The following is a 16,056-nucleotide window of genomic DNA, read 5'->3' as shown; positions in this document are numbered from 1 at the left end:
AGTAACGTAATTCTTACTGCAGTACCTACGAAGGACAGGCTATGACCAAAGCGACCGAGCTCAAGCCAGCACCGCGCATTGGCCTCGCCCTTGGGGGCGGTGGGCCACTGGGTGGCATTTATGAGATCGGAGCGCTAAGGGCGCTGGACGAAGCCCTGGATGGCCTGGATTTCAACAACATCGATGTTTATGTCGGGGTTAACTCTGGCTCCTTTGTGGCGGCTAACCTGGCCAATCAGATGACCACGGCCCAGTTGTGTCGTATCTTCGTGCGCAATGAAGCCGAGGTTCACCCGTTCCACCCGGAAGTGTTCTACCGCCCTGCATTCCGTGAGATTGGCAGCCGCTTGCTGGCCGTGCCCGGGCTGCTGTCTTCCGCTGTCAGCCGTTTCATCAACAACCCCTACGATCAGAGCCTGCTGGAGGCCATGACCATTCTGGCCCAGGCCGCGCCGGCCGGGTTGTTTGATAACGAGGGCCTGCACGAATACCTGCGGCGAGCCTTTACCATGCTTGGCCGCACCAACGATTTCCGCCAACTCAAACGTAGCCTCTACGTGGTGGCAGCGGATGTGGAAAGCACCGAAGCCGTGTGTTTTGGTGCGCCTGGATACGACCATGTGCCGATCTCCAAAGCTGTTCAGGCGAGTACCTCCTCACCGGGCCTGTACGTGCCGGTAGACATCGATGGTCGTTACTATGTAGACGGCACCTTGCGTAAAGGCTTGCATGCCTCGGTCGCCTTCGAAGACGGCGCCGATCTGGTGCTTGCGGTGAACCCCCAAGTGCCTATCGATGCCAGCGCCGCGGTGAGGGCCGGTACCATGAAGCCGGGCGATCTCACCCGCTCCGGCATGCCTAACCTGTTATCCCAGATGTTCCGCACCATGGTCTATTCCCGCATGCAATCGGGCATCGCACAGTACGGGCGAGACTACCCGGACAAAGACATCCTGCTGTTCGAGCCCACCCGGGACGACGCCAAGCTGTTTTTCTCCAACGTGTTCAGCTTCCAGAGCCGGCGCATGGTGTGCGAGCACGCCTATCAGATGACTCGCCGGGACTTGCTGAACCGGGCAGACGAACTGGAGCCGAAACTGCTCAAGTACGACATCAAACTTCGTCGCGATCGCCTGGAAGACGAACAACGGACCATCAGCACCAGCCTGTATGGCGAAATGCTGCCGTTGTATGTGGCCAAGGGGCGCAAGAAGCAGGCGGAGAAGGGCACGCTGGCAGCCAGCATCAGTAACGTGACCCACCTGTTTTCGAAAGCCCAGTAATGTAGGGCGAGCCCGGTGCGCTATGGGTGATCGGTGATCAATAGTCAGATGCCGGGAGCAAGCTGAGGGAAGTAGTAAGGCTCTGCATGCTCTGGTATTTCCCATTTCAGAGGGGATCTAGAGCTTGTCTCGCTCAGCAGCCCATCGTCTTTCAATTGCTTGATCAGTCTCCTTGCAGTCCGGCTTTCCGAAGTACCGGTCATGGCCAGTGCGCTGGACCGCTCGAGCGTGCCTTGAATAAAAGCCTGAAACAGAATTTGCGTAGCCTCCGGCTTTAGGCCGCCTTCAGCTCCCGGAACGCGACCTTCATTTCTGGCCTGAACATAATTCTGAATTCGTTTCTGCATGCCCCCAAGGTCAAGGAGTCTGGCTACGTAAGCCACTTGATCCTTCGCAGCTTCAAGCATAAACCGGACAAACAGGGCCAACTCTGTTTCACTGAGGTGCCCGCGACCATCCTGATTTCCTTGTCGCGGGAAGTCGGCTCGCGCCAGCTTTGCTTTGTAATTGCCTGATTGTCTGGCCAGACCGCGGCTCAGACACCATACGCCGATGCTCTCCAGGCCAGCGGCTCTCCATGCGGCATCAGTCCAGAGCCTGATAACCCTGCCATTTCCGTCCAGAAAGGGGTGGATCCACAACAGGCGATGGTGAGCGCAGGCCAGGGCAATGAAACGTTTATCTCCGGCATAGAGTCTGCTGGAGTAGTGTTCAAGGGCCTGAGAAACGAGTTGTTCTATATGTTCTGCTGCTGGAGGGATGTGTCGTCCGACGGCGACCGGCTGTTTTCTGAATTCCCCTGGCTCGACCAGAAACTCTTCTCCCGTTTCAGTCTTCATACGCCGCAGCGAGTCGGGTAAATCCCGATAAAAGCGCTCATGAAGCGCCAGCAGAAACTCCGGAGAGCACACGCGAGCCAGCTCCGGGTTCTGCTCTTGTATCCAGTTCTGGGCTGAAATGTGTGCAACGGATTCCAGCTGATGATCCCTTGCTACCGGGTCGTGACTGAAATCACCACGTTGAGCCTCTCGGATCTCATGGGGTAAAGTCCGATTGCCTTCGATAAGGTTCGAGTAGTAAGAATTAATAACAGCCATGTGCTTCCGGATTGTTTCTGCAGTCTCACTTGCCAGCTTGCCGGTCAGTTTGGCCGCTTCACGATTAAGTTCGCTGGCAAGGTCGAGAAGTCCGTGTTCAAGTAAAGCGTCTTCTCGGGGCACAAAAGGGGCGAGATCCAGGAATGATGTCATAAAGCGCCTCTGGCTTATCCGTGCGAGCGAAACTGGTTGGCGTGTCCGGTTTGATGTCCGCTTTTATAATGCCATATAGGGCTTGAATAGAAAGGGTTATTAAGAGATTTCTGCGAAACTGTCCCAGGTAATTTGCGGGATAATGTCCGGTTAAGCGAACTGACTTTTTTCACCAAGTACAAAAAAGGCCGAATGCGCTAAGCACATCCGGCCTTTTCAGTGTCGGGCGAAGCCAGTTAGAGAATATACCGGCTCAGGTCCTCGTCCTCAGACAACTCACCCAGCTTCTCATCGACGTACTCCGCAGTAATCTCGAAGCCATCCGTTACCTTGTCACCGGCATCGAACGACAGGCTTTCAAGCAAGCGTTCCAGCACCGTATGCAGGCGACGGGCACCGATGTTCTCGGTGGTTTCGTTGACCTTGAAAGCCACCTCTGCGATCCGCGCAATGGCATCTTCGCTGAAGTTGAGCTTCACGCCTTCGGTGCCCATCAGGGCTTCGTATTGCTGCACCAGAGAGGCGTCTGGTTCGGTCAGGATGCGTTTGAAGTCCTCCGGTGTCAGCGCCTGGAGTTCTACCCGGATCGGCAAACGCCCCTGCAGTTCCGGGATCAGGTCTGACGGCTTGGACAGGTGGAAGGCGCCGGAGGCGATAAACAGAATGTGATCGGTGCGCACCGCGCCATACTTGGTGCTGACGGTGCTGCCTTCAATCAACGGCAGCAAATCCCGCTGCACGCCCTCGCGGGAGACATCCGATGAGGTGTTCTCCGAGCGCTTGGCGACTTTGTCGATCTCATCAATGAACACAATGCCATTCTGCTCAACCGCATCAATGGCCTTGTGCTTGATCTCTTCCTCGTTCACCAGTTTGGCGGCTTCCTCGTCTTTCACCTGCTTCATGGCGTCCGCCACTTTCATCTTGCGGGTCTTACGCTTGTCAGATGACAGGTTGGAGAACATGCTTTGCAGCTGGTTGGTCATCTCCTCCATGCCAGGAGGAGCCATGATTTCAACACCGGCGCCGCCACTGCGAACGTCAATCTCGATTTCCTTGTCATCCAGCTCGCCTTCCCGCAGCTTTTTGCGGAACATCTGGCGAGTGGCGGAATCGTTACTGGCGCGCTGGCTGTCTTCGTTGAAATCCCGGGCTGGTGGCAGCAAGGCATCCAGAATACGGTCCTCGGCGGCATCCAGGGCACGGTTCTCGTGGCGTTTCATCTCCTTCTCGCGGAGCAGTTTCACCGCCATATCCGCCAGGTCCCGGATGATGGATTCCACATCCCGGCCGACATAGCCCACCTCGGTAAACTTGGTGGCTTCCACCTTCAGGAAGGGCGCATCCGCCAACTTGGCCAGGCGCCGGGCGATCTCGGTTTTACCCACGCCGGTGGGGCCAATCATCAAAATGTTCTTGGGAGTGATTTCGTCACGCAGACTGCTGTCCAGCTGCATGCGGCGCCAGCGGTTACGCAGGGCAATGGCAACGGCGCGTTTGGCTTCATCCTGACCCACGATGTGTTTATTGAGCTCGTGGACAATCTCACGGGGAGTCATTGCAGACATGGTCGCTCCGGTCAGTCTTTGAAGGACAGCACTTCCAGAGTGCGGTTCTGATTGGTGTAAATGCAGATATCACCGGCGATCTCGAGCGCCTTTTCGGCGATTTCATGCGCACTCAGGTCGGTATTTTCAAGCAGCGCACGAGCCGAGGCCTGGGCAAACGGGCCACCGGAGCCAATGGCAATCAGCCCTTGTTCAGGCTCGATGACATCCCCGTTACCGGTAATGATGAGCGAGGCGGTTTTGTCGGCCACGGCCAGCAGGGCCTCCAGCTTTCGCAGAGCGCGATCGGTACGCCAGTCTTTGGCAAGCTCTACCGCAGCCCGGGTCAGATTGCCCTGGTGCTTCTCCAGCTGGGCTTCAAAGCGTTCAAACAGGGTAAACGCATCAGCGGTGCCGCCGGCAAACCCGGCAATCACCTGGCCGTTATAGAGCCTGCGAACCTTACGGGCATTGCCTTTCATGACGGTGTTGCCCAGAGAAACCTGGCCATCGCCGCCCATGGCGACTTCATCGTCCCGACGGACGGAAACTATGGTAGTCATTTTGGCTCCAGTTGCCTGATGTAAAAGTGTCTTGGAGCTTTATGGAGGCTTCTGGCGGGAATTCAAGAGGGCCGGCTTGGGGTGGAGGCCAGCTTTGTGGGGGTGCTTTCCTGAGCCCCGACAACTCCAACAGTCTAGCCTTCTTTCGGGATCTTCCGAACCAGCGGCTGAATATTAATAGAAACCAGCTTATCCACCGCCGCATTCATCTGGCTGCGAGACTCAAATGGCCCCACATTCACCCGATACCACACACTGCCACTTTCCAGATCAATGCGCTGAACCTGCGCCCGCAAACCCTGGAACGCGATCTGAGCCCGCTGCCGTTCGGCATCCGCCTGGCTGCGGAAAGAGCCGGACTGGACGATATAATTGAAGTCTTGCTGAGCAGGGTTGGGGGAGTACTCCTGAACCTTGGGGGGCACCACTTCTGATTCCGGCAACATATCGTAGAACCGGAAATTCTGCTCCCGTGGCCGGCTTGGCTCCTGCTTGGCCGTGCTGGGCGCGGGTGTTTTGGGCTGGGCAGACTGCTGTGCGGGTTGGCTCGGCCTGGCGGATTCCTGGCCCGTAGGCAGCGTGTTGAGATACACGATAAAGCCGACAAAACCACCCACCGCAGCCAGAGACAGAATCCATTTGAACGACAGCGCCCCGTGCTGGGAGTGCGATGGCGCACTCCTCTTGGCGGGGGAAGCTTTGCGGGGCTTCGGCGCGGCCTTTTTGGGGGCAGCCGCACCTCGGCCGGCTGGCCTGTCCTTCTTGGCGTAATCTCTGGCCATGGTCTTTTTACATCTCCTCTGGCGCGCTAACGCCCAGCAAATCCAGGCCGTTGGCAATCACCTGGCGCACGGCCAGGTAAAGGCTCACACGGGCATCCCGCAGGGCGGTATCTTCAATCAACACCTTGTGGGCGTTGTAATAGGTATGGAACTGGCCGGCCAGCTCACGCAGGTAATGGGTGAGGTGGTGCGGCTCCCGCTGGGTGGCGGAGTTGGCAATCAGCTCCGGATACTTGGCCAGCTGATTGGCCAGTTCTTTCTCTTCGTCCAGGGTTAACAGGCTGAGATCGCCAACACATTCGGTCATGCCCCGTTGTACGCCCTCGGCTGCGAGCTTACGCAGCACGCTGCAAATACGGGCATGGGCATACTGGATGTAATACACCGGGTTTTCATTGGTCTGGGAGCGGGCCAGGTCGATATCGAAGGTCAACTGGGAATCGACACGGCGCGCGGCCAGGAAGAAACGGGTGGCGTCGCGGCCTACTTCGTCGATCAGGTCGCGCACGGTTACGTAACTGCCGGCCCGCTTGGAGATTTTCACTTCCTGGCCGGAGCGGGTCACCATCACCATCTGGTGCAGAACATAGTCCGGCCAGCCCTGTGGGATGTCGGCTTTCAGTGCCTGCAGGCCGGCGCGCACGCGGGTCACGGTGGAGTGGTGGTCTGCACCCTGTTCGTTGATCACGGTGGTAAAGCCACGCTGCCACTTGTCCAGGTGATAGGCCACATCCGGCAGGAAGTAGGTGTAGCCGCCGTCCTTTTTGCGCATAACCCGGTCTTTGTCGTCGCCGAACTCGGTGGTTTTCAGCCACATGGCGCCGTCTTGCTCGTAGGTGTAGCCGTTGGCCTTCAGGCGCTCAACGGTGGCCTCCACCTTGCCGTCCTCGTACAGGGAAGATTCCAGGAAATACACATCAAACTGAACGCCAAAGGCTTTCAGGTCCAGGTCCTGCTCCCGGCGCAGGTAGGCCACGGCAAAGTCGCGGATGGCGTCCTGGTCGTCCGGGTCGGCCTTGGCGGTCACTTCCCGGTCATCGGCAATCACGGTTTCGCCGGCCATATAGGCGTTGGCCACGTCGACAATATAGTCGCCCCGGTAGCCGTCTTCCGGCCAGCTTTCGTCTTCTGGAGTCAGGCCCTTAACGCGGGACTGAACCGACAGGGCCAGGTTGTTGATCTGGGCACCGGCGTCGTTGTAGTAGAACTCCCGGGTAACGTCGTAACCGTTGGCTTCTAGCAGGCGGCACAGGCAGTCGCCAATCGCGGCGCCACGGCCGTGGCCTACGTGCAGCGGGCCGGTGGGGTTGGCAGACACAAACTCCACCTGAACCTTCTCACCTTTGCCCGAGTTGTTACGGCCAAACTGTTCCGCTTCGCCCAGGATGGTATTCACTATTCCGAACGCGCTGGCGGTGCTCATGAAAAAGTTAATAAAGCCCGGCCCGGCAATTTCCACCTTCTCCACCGCTGAACTCTCCGGCAACGCCGCCACCAGGGCCTCGGCCAGCTTTCGCGGCGGGCAGCCAGCCGCCTTGGCGGCCATCAGGGCAATGTTGCAAGCGTAATCGCCATGGGATTTGTCCTTGGTGTTGCCAACCTGGGGGGTAAAGGTCTGGTCAGCCGGCAGAGTGCCTTCAGACTGCAGGGCAGCCAGTGCGGACTGGAGAAGCTCGGATACGGTCTCTTTCATGCGTCAGATGACTCGGTTTTCAGGAGAATGGGTGCAGGGCAGGCGCCCGTTGAAATCAGAAGAGGCGTATTATCGCGGAAAGTTTGGGTGTAAGCAAAAAGCCCGGCGCTGGGGCCGGGCTCTGTTAGGAAAATTATTGATTAATCAGTAATCGGTGCCTGTAGCGTGAAAGGGTCGCCGTTAAATGGTGCTGGAGGCGTCACTTCGACGGTGAAGGTGCCTGTAGATGATGTGCCGTCGGCCTCGACCGTTACGCATAGCTCGATCGGTGTTGTCCTGTATGACGTGGTGGACGTGAAGCTGGTTGGATCAACCAATGTTCCGTTTGTTGTCGCGAACGAAACATCGGTGCCTCCTGGCGGTGGGCCTGCAACTGTAGTGCCCAAGTCGTCGTTCCAAAACATGCCGGCAACCTGTGCGCATACAAGTCCTGGCGCGACCGGCGTTGTAAACGTGATCATGATGTCGTCACTGGCAAGGAAAAGTTTGCCTGTTTGCGTGATTTCCAGCAGAGAGCTCGTACAGTTCTCTTCCGTCACGCAGGCTGTTCCGTTATAGATGCCGTTGGGCGGGTCATACTGGCCATTGTTGTTGTAATCGAAATACTCTTCACCAGGGTCGTAAACGCCGTTTTGATTTCTATCTAGAAACGCTTCCCCCAAATCATCTGCAACTGTGTTGAATTGATCTGTCCCGAAAGTATATTGTCCGTCACTGTTAACATCGCGGAAGCTCTCCTCACCAACGGTTCGAGCTAGTATTAAAACAACGCCGTCTGAGCTGCGGGGGTTCTGGCTGATCCATTCAATTGAGCAAGCACCATCAACTAGGGTGCACTCGCTTTGAACAGATCCAGCGTTGGTGAGAAAGTTAACTACAGCATCTCTGACCCTGTTGTTGTTTCTGTCTGCGGCGCGAATAGTAATTGGGACCTCAATACCATCGTAGTTGCGGGCGTTTGGAAGAAAATTTTCTTCAATAGAGATCGAAAAACTGTCTTGGTCTGGGATTGCTGCACTGATAGATATAGGGGCGGAAGTGGTTTGGATCGTCGCGCCTGAGTCGGTGGTGTGACTTGCGGTGACGCTTACAACACCGGGGACGGAGCCGGCATTTACTCGTGTTGTAGCTACCCCATTGCCATCAGTTTCGACTGATTCACGTGAAAGCGAGATGCCTCCTACTGTTGTGGAAAGCCTGAATCGGACCTCCTTGCCGGTTGTAATCGGCTCACCACCATTCGCAGTAAGTCTGAAAGAGACTTCTGAGACACTTGGTCTGGAAGCGTTCGAATTTCCGCTTAAAGCAATTGAATCTGGTACAACACTAACAAATTCAAGCTCGCCTACTTGAGCTGAGGCCACTGAGAGTACGACGGTCGCACTCGCGCCATTATCCAGCCTTGCGGTAATTGTGTCGGAGCCCTCACATGCAGCATTATAGTTAAACGTAAATGAGCCAGAGTTAGAGGTGATCAATCGGTCGAAATCAGCATTTTGGCAAAGCGAAGAGATTGCTGCCGAAGTCGGTTCTGAGTTGTAAATGGTGTTTCCGGTTCGCGCATCAACCACGTTGAATTCGAGACGTGCAGAACCCCCAAAAGACAGCTCTGTCGCAGAAGCCTGAATTCGACCCGACTGGAAGCTAGAGCCGCTGCCGCTTCCAAGCTCAAGGACAGCTGTTTGGGCCCCATCACCGTTGCCCGTTCCTCCATTATTCCCGCCGGTCCCACTGCCACCGGCCAGAGGAGTGGAGTTTTCATCTCCCCCGCAAGCGGCCAAAACAAAAGCCAGCGACAACGCTGACGCACGCGCAAGGAATTTCCCTGACATTTTTATATCTCCAGTTTTCGTTACAGCAAAAGCCTTTTCGCTGCGCATTCCCTGCTTGAGAACCGCAACCTCAGGTGTTGTTACAGCTTTATTAGGTAGTTTGCTGAAAATCATAGCACAGTCGGCGCGAACGCAATGCTTACGGGTGCCGATTTCTGCAAAAGATTGTAACGATTTGCAGGTTATCGACTGCGTCACATTTTTGTTGGCTGATCAGGTTAGCCGGTTTCCTGCGGATCTACATCAACCACCCATCGGGTACTGGAGGGCAGCCTGGCTTGGTCCAGGTATTGGCAGAGCTGTGTCAGCACGCGGTTCAGGTGGCCACGGCTATCGCTGCACAGAATCAGTTGGGCCCGGTGGCGGTCGGCTTTGCGGGCGATAACGGCAGGTAACGGGCCCCAGATTTCGATGCCGGGGCTTTGCGCCATGGGTTTCAGGGTGTCCAGAAGTTGCAGGCTGTTCTGCATGGTGTCGGCTTCGGCCCGTACGATCGCCATAGCACGGTAGGGTGGCAGTGCGCCGGTTTCTCGCTCGGCCAGGAGCTGGTCGGCGATCGCAGCGTAGTTACCCTGGCACAAGTTGGTGAGAAGCGGGTGGTCGCTGTGGCAGGTCTGGATCAGCACTTTTCCCGGTTTGTCGCCCCGGCCGGCGCGTCCACTAACTTGTAGCAGAGTCTGGATCATCTGTTCCGGCGCCCGGAAATCAACACTGAACAGGCCGCCGTCGGCGTTTACCACGCACACCAGGGTGACGTTGGGGAAGTCGTGGCCCTTGGCGAGCATTTGGGTGCCTACAAGAATGCAGGACTCACCAGTGTTTACCCGTTTCAGGATGGCTTGAATGCTGCCTTTGCGCTGGGTGCTGTCCCTGTCTACCCGCACGATGGGCGTGTCCGGAAATTGCTCGGCAAGGGTGTCTTCGGTGCGCTCGGTGCCCTGGCCAACGGGTTTGTAGTTTTCGCTCTGGCATTTTGGGCAGGTGTGGCTGGCCGCCATCTGGAAGTCGCAGTGGTGGCAGCGCATGGCGTGGTCGCGGCGGTGGTAGGTCAGGCGGGTGTCGCAGCGTGGGCATTCTTCAAGGTGGCCGCAATCAAAGCACATCATCACAGGGGCAAACCCCCGTCTGTTGACGAAGACCAGCGCCTGCTCGCCCCTCGCAATCGTTTCTTTGATCGAATTCAGGGTCGGGCGGGACAATCCCGCTTCAAGTGGCCGGCTTCGGATGTCCAGTAATTCAAGCTGGGGCGGCTTCGCGTTGCCGGCCCGTTCTTCCAGTCGAATCAGTTGGTATTTGCCCTGTTGCGCGTTATGCCAGGATTCCAGGGACGGTGTGGCCGAGCCGAGAATCACCGGGCACCGGTTCAGGTGAGCGCGGTAGACGGCAACATCCCGCCCGGAATACCGGAAACCTTCGCCCTGTTTGTAGGAGCTGTCGTGCTCCTCATCGACGATGATGGTGCGAAGGTGGCTAAAAGGAAGCAGTACTGCCGAGCGGGTGCCGATCAGGATCACCGGTTCGCCATTGCGGATTTTCAGCCAGGTGCTCAGGCGCTCACCGTCATTCAGGGCAGAGTGCCATACCTGAATGCGGTTGCCGAAGTAGCGGCGAAAGCGGGCGAGTGTTTGTGGTGTCAGGTTGATCTCGGGTACCAGTACCAGTGCCTGCTCGTTCGCGTTGAGGTGCGTTTTTAAATAATGAAGGTAAAGTTCGGTTTTACCGCTACCGGTTATTCCATAGAGCAGGATGGCAGAGAATTCGTGTGTGTGCTCCGGCATCTGAGCTGACGCTGCCTGTTGGGCGGCGGACAGGGTCGGGGCCGGCAGGTCTTTGGTGGCCGGCGCAGTTATGGCTTTGGCGCCCTCGGTGATCAGATCTTTCTGTTGCAGATTGCGAATCTGGGCCCGGCTGAAGCCGGATTTCACCAGCGCGCTGGAGCTAATGCCGGGTGATTCCTTGATGGCATTGAACAGGGCGACTTGCCGATGTGCGTTGGCTGGTAAGACGGCCTCTGTTGCTGCCGGGTGCCAGCTTTCATCGGCTTTCTCCTGAGCGGGCCGACCCCGTCGCAAGGCCGGGGGGAGGGCGGTAAACAGGCATTCTCCCAGCGGATGCTGGTAATAATCGCTGGCCCAGGTGAGCAGGTTAAAGGTGTTGTCTGGCAGGGCTGGCCAGGCTTCCAGTGTGCCTTTGATAGCCTTCAGGTTGACGCCGGGCGGGGGCTCAACGCCAATCTCTACTACCAGGCCAGTCAAAGTCTGGCGCCCGAAAGGCACGGTAACCCGCTGGCCAGGTGCGAGCTCAAGGCTGTCGGGAATCAGGTAGTCAAACAGGCGCCTCAGGGGGCGGTTCAGGGCGATTCGGGCGATAGCTGGCCGTGTCACGGTATCTGCGTATCCTGATGGCGGGCCTTCTGGCGCCGGGCGTTGTGTTCTGGAGTCTTGTGAGGCGTCAAGATACTTGCCTGTGGCCGGGTTTGTCAGTAAGATTCGCGGTCTGTTTATGGCCGGGCATGATTGTGCACGGTCTTTCCAATTGATTCAAACATGCGGTGCCTGGCATGTAGGCCGTTTTCGGCGGGTGATCAGGTAGCGGCATGACCGACAGAGGTTCGCCATGAAAGAAGGTATTCACCCGAAGTACGAAGACATTACCGCCACCTGTTCATGCGGTAACGTGATCAAGACTCGCTCCACTGTAGGCCACGACCTGCAGCTGGACGTATGCTCCCAGTGCCACCCGTTCTACACTGGCAAGCAGAAGGTTATGGACACCGGCGGTCGTATTGATCGGTTCCAGAAGCGTTTCGGCAGCCGTATCGGCGGCAAGAAAGCCTGATCTGCACCGAAATGTTGCAAAAAAGCGCCTCAGGGCGCTTTTTTTGTGTCTGGACGTCGGTTTTTTCGATGTCTTATACGCAAAATGCACTATTGACTGGTCATAAAATATTCGGTTTTGGCTTGTCGTTTCGGGGCGGTCGCGCCATAATGTCGCGCTCCGTTGGGCGAGCCCCGGCGGTTAATACCTTTAAACGTGACAAACGGAACAGTGGCAATGTCTCAAGATCTGAAAGAAGCAGCCCTTGAATATCACGCCAAACCGCGGCCGGGTAAGCTGAGTGTTGAAATCACCAAGCCAACCCAAACTTCCCGCGACCTTTCCCTGGCGTACAGCCCCGGGGTTGCCGAACCGGTCCGCGAGATCGCGAAGGACCCCGAGAACGCATACAAGTACACGGCCAAGGGCAACCTGGTAGCTGTGATTTCTGATGGTACTGCGATCCTGGGTCTGGGTAATCTCGGCCCCCTGGCAAGCAAGCCGGTAATGGAAGGCAAGGGCGTACTGTTCAAGCGCTTTGCTGGTATTGACGTGTTCGATATCGAAGTCAATTCCGAAAGCCCGCAAGCGTTTATTGAAACTGTAGAGCGTATCGCGGATACCTTCGGTGGTATCAACCTCGAAGACATCAAGGCACCGGAGTGCTTCGAGATTGAGCGTGCGCTGATCGAAAAGTGCAACGTGCCCATCTTCCATGATGACCAGCACGGTACTGCCATCGTGACTGCAGCTGGCATGATCAATGCCCTCGAGCTGCAGGGCAAGAAAATTGAAGAGGCGAAGGTAGTTTGTCTGGGCGCCGGTGCGGCTGCCATCGCCTGCATGAAGCTGCTGATCAGCTGCGGCATTCGCTCTGAGAACATCTTCATGCTCGACCGTAAGGGTGTGATCCACTCTGGTCGTGACGATCTGAATCAGTACAAGGCGATGTTCGCCAACGATACGGACAAGCGTACACTGGATGACGCCATTGACGGCGCCGACGTGTTCCTGGGTCTGTCTGGTCCGGACCTGTTGAGTGCTGAGCAGCTGGCGAAGATGGCTCCGAACCCGATCGTATTCGCGTGCTCCAACCCGGATCCGGAAATCAGTCCGGAAGTGGCTCTGGCTACCCGCGATGATCTGATCATGGCGACCGGCCGTTCGGACTATCCGAACCAGGTGAACAACGTTCTGGGCTTCCCGTTCATTTTCCGCGGCGCGCTGGACGTTCGTGCAACCGCCATCAACGAGGAAATGAAAGTGGCAGCGGTTCATGCTATTCGTGAACTGGCTAAAGAGCCCGTGCCTCAGGAAATCTGTGCCGCTTACGGTGTCGACAGCCTGGAGTTCGGTAAGGAATACATTATTCCCAAGCCGATGGACGTTCGTCTGCTTGACGTAGTGCCTGCTGCGGTTGCCCGTGCTGCCGTAGACTCTGGTGTGGCGCGCAATCCTTACCCGGCGCACTACCCGCTGAAGTCCATGGACGACATCATCTGATCTGGATGTAGTTGTTGGGCTACAAAAAAAACCGGCGGAGATCCCGCCGGTTTTTTTGTGTCTGCCCATTGCTGGGCTCGGCTGCGCCGGATCAGAAAATCTGTCCGGGAAGGCTCTCAGAGTCGTTGGCGCCAGACCCGTTGCCGTTGGTGTCCTGTGATAGCGGCGCTGGGGCATCTTCCTCTTTGAAGATTTCAAACGTGCCATCTTCTCCAGGGCGCGCCCGTTCGCCGGTTCTGGGGTTAATGCGGATGTTCACAATCCCGTTGGGTCTTGCCATGGTAGATTCGGGTGCGCCTTGCATGGCGGTTTTCATGTAGTCAACCCAGATTGGCAGGGCTGTGCTTGCGCCAAATTCCCGACGGCCGAGGGGGGCTGGCTGGTCGAAGCCCACCCATACGGTTGTTGCCACGTCGTGATTGAAGCCGGCAAACCAGGTGTCTTTCTGTTCGTTTGTGGTGCCGGTTTTACCGGCCAGGTCTTTGCGGTTCAGTGCCAGTGCGCGGCGACCAGTGCCGCGACGGACCACGTCCTGAAGAATCGTGTGCATGATATAAACCGAGCGTTCGTCGGCCAGGCGTTTCATCACGCGTTTTTCCGCAGACTGCTGAGCGCTTGCCGGCAACAGAATGCCATCCGTTTCCGGTGTGTCGCTGTTGCTCTCTGTGAGCGGGCCTTCACTGGCGTTATCTGTCAGTTGCTGTTCGCAGTCGCTGTCGCAAAGTACGGTTTCAGGTGCCTCGTAGACAACGGTGCCATCCGGTTCCTGGATGGTTTTAATCAGATACGGTTCCACGTCATAGCCGCCGTTGGCGATAACGGCGAAGCCGCGCGCCAGCTCCATTGGCGTGAGCTGGCCTGCCCCCAGGGAGAGAGACAAGTTGGCTGGCATGTTGGCGGTCGGGATCTTCAATTGATCCAGATAGTTCAGTGTTTGGCGAATGCCCAGATCTCTCAGCAGCCGGATTGAAACCAGGTTGCGCGAGCGATAGAGGCCTTCCCTGAGTGTCGTTGGGCCATAAAACTGGCCCGATGAATTCTGGGGGCGCCAGGCGCCTTCGAGTTCTGAGTCTTCGAAAACGATGGGGGCGTCATTATAGATGGTGGCGGGTGTTCTGCCGCTCTCCAGTGCCGAGAGATACAGGAATGGCTTGAATGTGGACCCCGGTTGGCGGTTCGCCTGGGTTGCCCGGTTGTATTTACTCTGGCTGAAGCTGTAGCCGCCGGCAAGGGCCTCAATGGCGCCGGTTTTCGCCGACAGGGAAATCACGGCGCCTTCCACTCTCGGGGCCTGGGAGAGCGCAACCTGCAGTTCAAGCTGCTGCTCGCTGCTGTCAGTTTCGTTGTCCTGTTCCTGAACCTGTGGCAGTTGTACCACCTTGACGTAGACTACATCGCCAATACTGACGACATCCGAAGGCTTTTCGGGGGTTGGGCCCGTCAGATTCTCGGTACGGTAACGCTTGGCCCAGATCATGGTGTTGAAGTTCATCTTGCCAGGGCCGAGATGGCGGGTGTGCACCCGCGCTTCGCCTTCGTCATCATTCACTGCGGTGACTACCGCTGGGATCAGGCTTTCTACCCTTGGGTAATTGAGTAATTGGTTGGATAGATCCGCTGCCGACATGCCGGCAATGTCAAATTGGCCGATGGGGCCGCGGAAGCCGTGCCGGCGGTCGTAGTTTTCAAGGCCGGTGCGAAGGGCTTCCGTTGCCGCTTGTTGTTTGGTTCCGTCAACGGTCAGCGTCACGCTGTAGCCATCATTGTAGGCAGCTTCACCAAAACGGCGAACCATCTCCGTTCGTGCCATCTCGGCGACGTAATCGGCGTCTACCTCAGCTTCCCGCATGTTATAGGTGGCGGTGAGCGGGGCTTTGGTTGCTTCTGACCAGTCTTCCTGTGTGATGTAGCCGAGATCCCGCATTCTTCCAAGAATCCAGTTTCGGCGTATCAGTGCTCGCTCAGGGTTGGCCAGAGGGTTGTAGGCAGAAGGCGCCTTTGGCAGTCCAGCCAGCATGGCCATTTGGGCAAGGGTGAGCTCGTCGACGGGTTTGTCGTAATAGACCTGGGCGGCGGCGGCGATGCCGTAGGCGCGGTTGCCCAGGTAGATCTTGTTCAGGTACAGCTCCAGGATCTTGTCTTTATCAAGTTCACGTTCGATCTGAAGAGCCAGAAGTATCTCGTTGAACTTACGAATAAAGGTGCGGTCGCGTGACAAAAAGTAATTTTTTGCAACCTGCATGGTGATAGTGCTACCGCCGGACTGGATGCTGCCGGTGGACACCAGTTCGATGGCAGCCCGCGTCAACCCTTTGATGTCGACTCCGAAATGGTCGTGGAATCGGGCGTCTTCCGCGGCCAGAAAGGCTTGTAACTGAATTGTAGGGATCTGTTCGATTGTGATCGGTGCCCTTCTCTTTTCGCCGAATTCTGCTATTAATCTGTTGTCTGCACTGTATACCCGAAGCGGCGTCTGAAGTTTTACGTCCAGCAGTTGGTGAACAGGAGGCAGACTGGGCCGAAGGTATAAATAGAAGGCCGAGGCGATAATAATGGCGACACTCACGCCGGTGAGCAGGAACCAGGCGAAAACACGAGATGTACGCAGCAAATGAGACATTTTTTTCTGACAACAGTTGGATATAGGTCTATTATTTGAGAAATTGCTTTAGGAGTCTTGGGTTGCTTCACTAAATGCAATATCTCTTGAATAACAAAGAGCCTGCATTGTAGACGGAAAACTTGAAGAATTCTCTTACATAAAAAACACATAAAGCGTCTCTGTC

At 56.7% G+C, this 16,056-nt stretch carries 11 protein-coding genes; 3 read left to right on the top strand and 8 right to left on the bottom strand.

Features of this window, described 5'->3' with window-relative positions:
- Positions 1–41: 41 nt before the first annotated feature.
- The gene (locus ABIE59_RS10475; RefSeq protein ID WP_286920903.1) at positions 42–1,283 is read left to right on the top strand and encodes a patatin-like phospholipase family protein; all 1,242 of its coding nucleotides are present in this window, start codon (positions 42–44) and stop codon (positions 1,281–1,283) included.
- 44 nt (positions 1,284–1,327) lie between these two features.
- Here the strand turns inward: ABIE59_RS10475 and ABIE59_RS10470 are convergent, their stop codons facing one another.
- The 7 genes from ABIE59_RS10470 to ABIE59_RS10440 form a co-directional block, all read right to left on the bottom strand.
- Positions 1,328–2,533, bottom strand: coding sequence for a Fic family protein (locus ABIE59_RS10470; protein WP_286920902.1), 1,206 nt, complete (start codon positions 2,531–2,533; stop codon positions 1,328–1,330).
- 236 nt (positions 2,534–2,769) lie between these two features.
- Positions 2,770–4,101, bottom strand: a complete 1,332-nt coding sequence (gene hslU / locus ABIE59_RS10465; RefSeq protein WP_061332394.1) for an ATP-dependent protease ATPase subunit HslU — start codon at positions 4,099–4,101, stop codon at positions 2,770–2,772.
- Positions 4,102–4,112: 11 nt separating this feature from the next.
- On the bottom strand, positions 4,113–4,643 hold the full coding sequence (gene hslV / locus ABIE59_RS10460) for an ATP-dependent protease subunit HslV (protein WP_058090075.1): 531 nt from the start codon (positions 4,641–4,643) through the stop codon (positions 4,113–4,115).
- Positions 4,644–4,777: 134 nt separating this feature from the next.
- Positions 4,778–5,425, bottom strand: a complete 648-nt coding sequence (locus ABIE59_RS10455; protein WP_354446671.1) for an SPOR domain-containing protein — start codon at positions 5,423–5,425, stop codon at positions 4,778–4,780.
- Positions 5,426–5,432: 7 nt separating this feature from the next.
- On the bottom strand, positions 5,433–7,118 hold the full coding sequence (argS, locus tag ABIE59_RS10450) for an arginine--tRNA ligase (protein WP_354446669.1): 1,686 nt from the start codon (positions 7,116–7,118) through the stop codon (positions 5,433–5,435).
- 140 nt (positions 7,119–7,258) lie between these two features.
- Entirely contained in the window at positions 7,259–9,064 is a 1,806-nt protein-coding gene (locus tag ABIE59_RS10445; protein ID WP_354446667.1) for a hypothetical protein, read from the bottom strand.
- Positions 9,065–9,168: 104 nt separating this feature from the next.
- Entirely contained in the window at positions 9,169–11,334 is a 2,166-nt protein-coding gene (locus ABIE59_RS10440) for a primosomal protein N' (RefSeq protein WP_354446665.1), read from the bottom strand.
- A 232-nt stretch (positions 11,335–11,566) separates the two neighbouring features.
- Here ABIE59_RS10440 and rpmE point away from each other — a divergent pair, with 232 nt between their 5' ends.
- Positions 11,567–11,788 (top strand): 50S ribosomal protein L31, encoded by a 222-nt coding sequence (rpmE, locus tag ABIE59_RS10435; protein ID WP_061332390.1) that lies wholly within the window; start codon positions 11,567–11,569, stop codon positions 11,786–11,788.
- 216 nt (positions 11,789–12,004) lie between these two features.
- Complete coding sequence (locus ABIE59_RS10430) at positions 12,005–13,270, top strand: malic enzyme-like NAD(P)-binding protein (RefSeq protein ID WP_286920898.1); 1,266 nt, start codon at positions 12,005–12,007, stop codon at positions 13,268–13,270.
- Between the two features lie 91 nt (positions 13,271–13,361).
- Here ABIE59_RS10430 and ABIE59_RS10425 read toward each other — a convergent pair whose 3' ends face one another.
- Complete coding sequence (locus ABIE59_RS10425) at positions 13,362–15,890, bottom strand: penicillin-binding protein 1A (RefSeq protein WP_354446662.1); 2,529 nt, start codon at positions 15,888–15,890, stop codon at positions 13,362–13,364.
- Positions 15,891–16,056: the final 166 nt, after the last annotated feature.

Source organism: Marinobacter sp. MBR-99 (genome assembly GCF_040547575.1).
GTDB lineage: Bacteria > Pseudomonadota > Gammaproteobacteria > Pseudomonadales > Oleiphilaceae > Marinobacter.
Note: the sequence above shows the minus strand (reverse complement) of the source record. Positions and strands in the feature narration are given on the sequence as shown.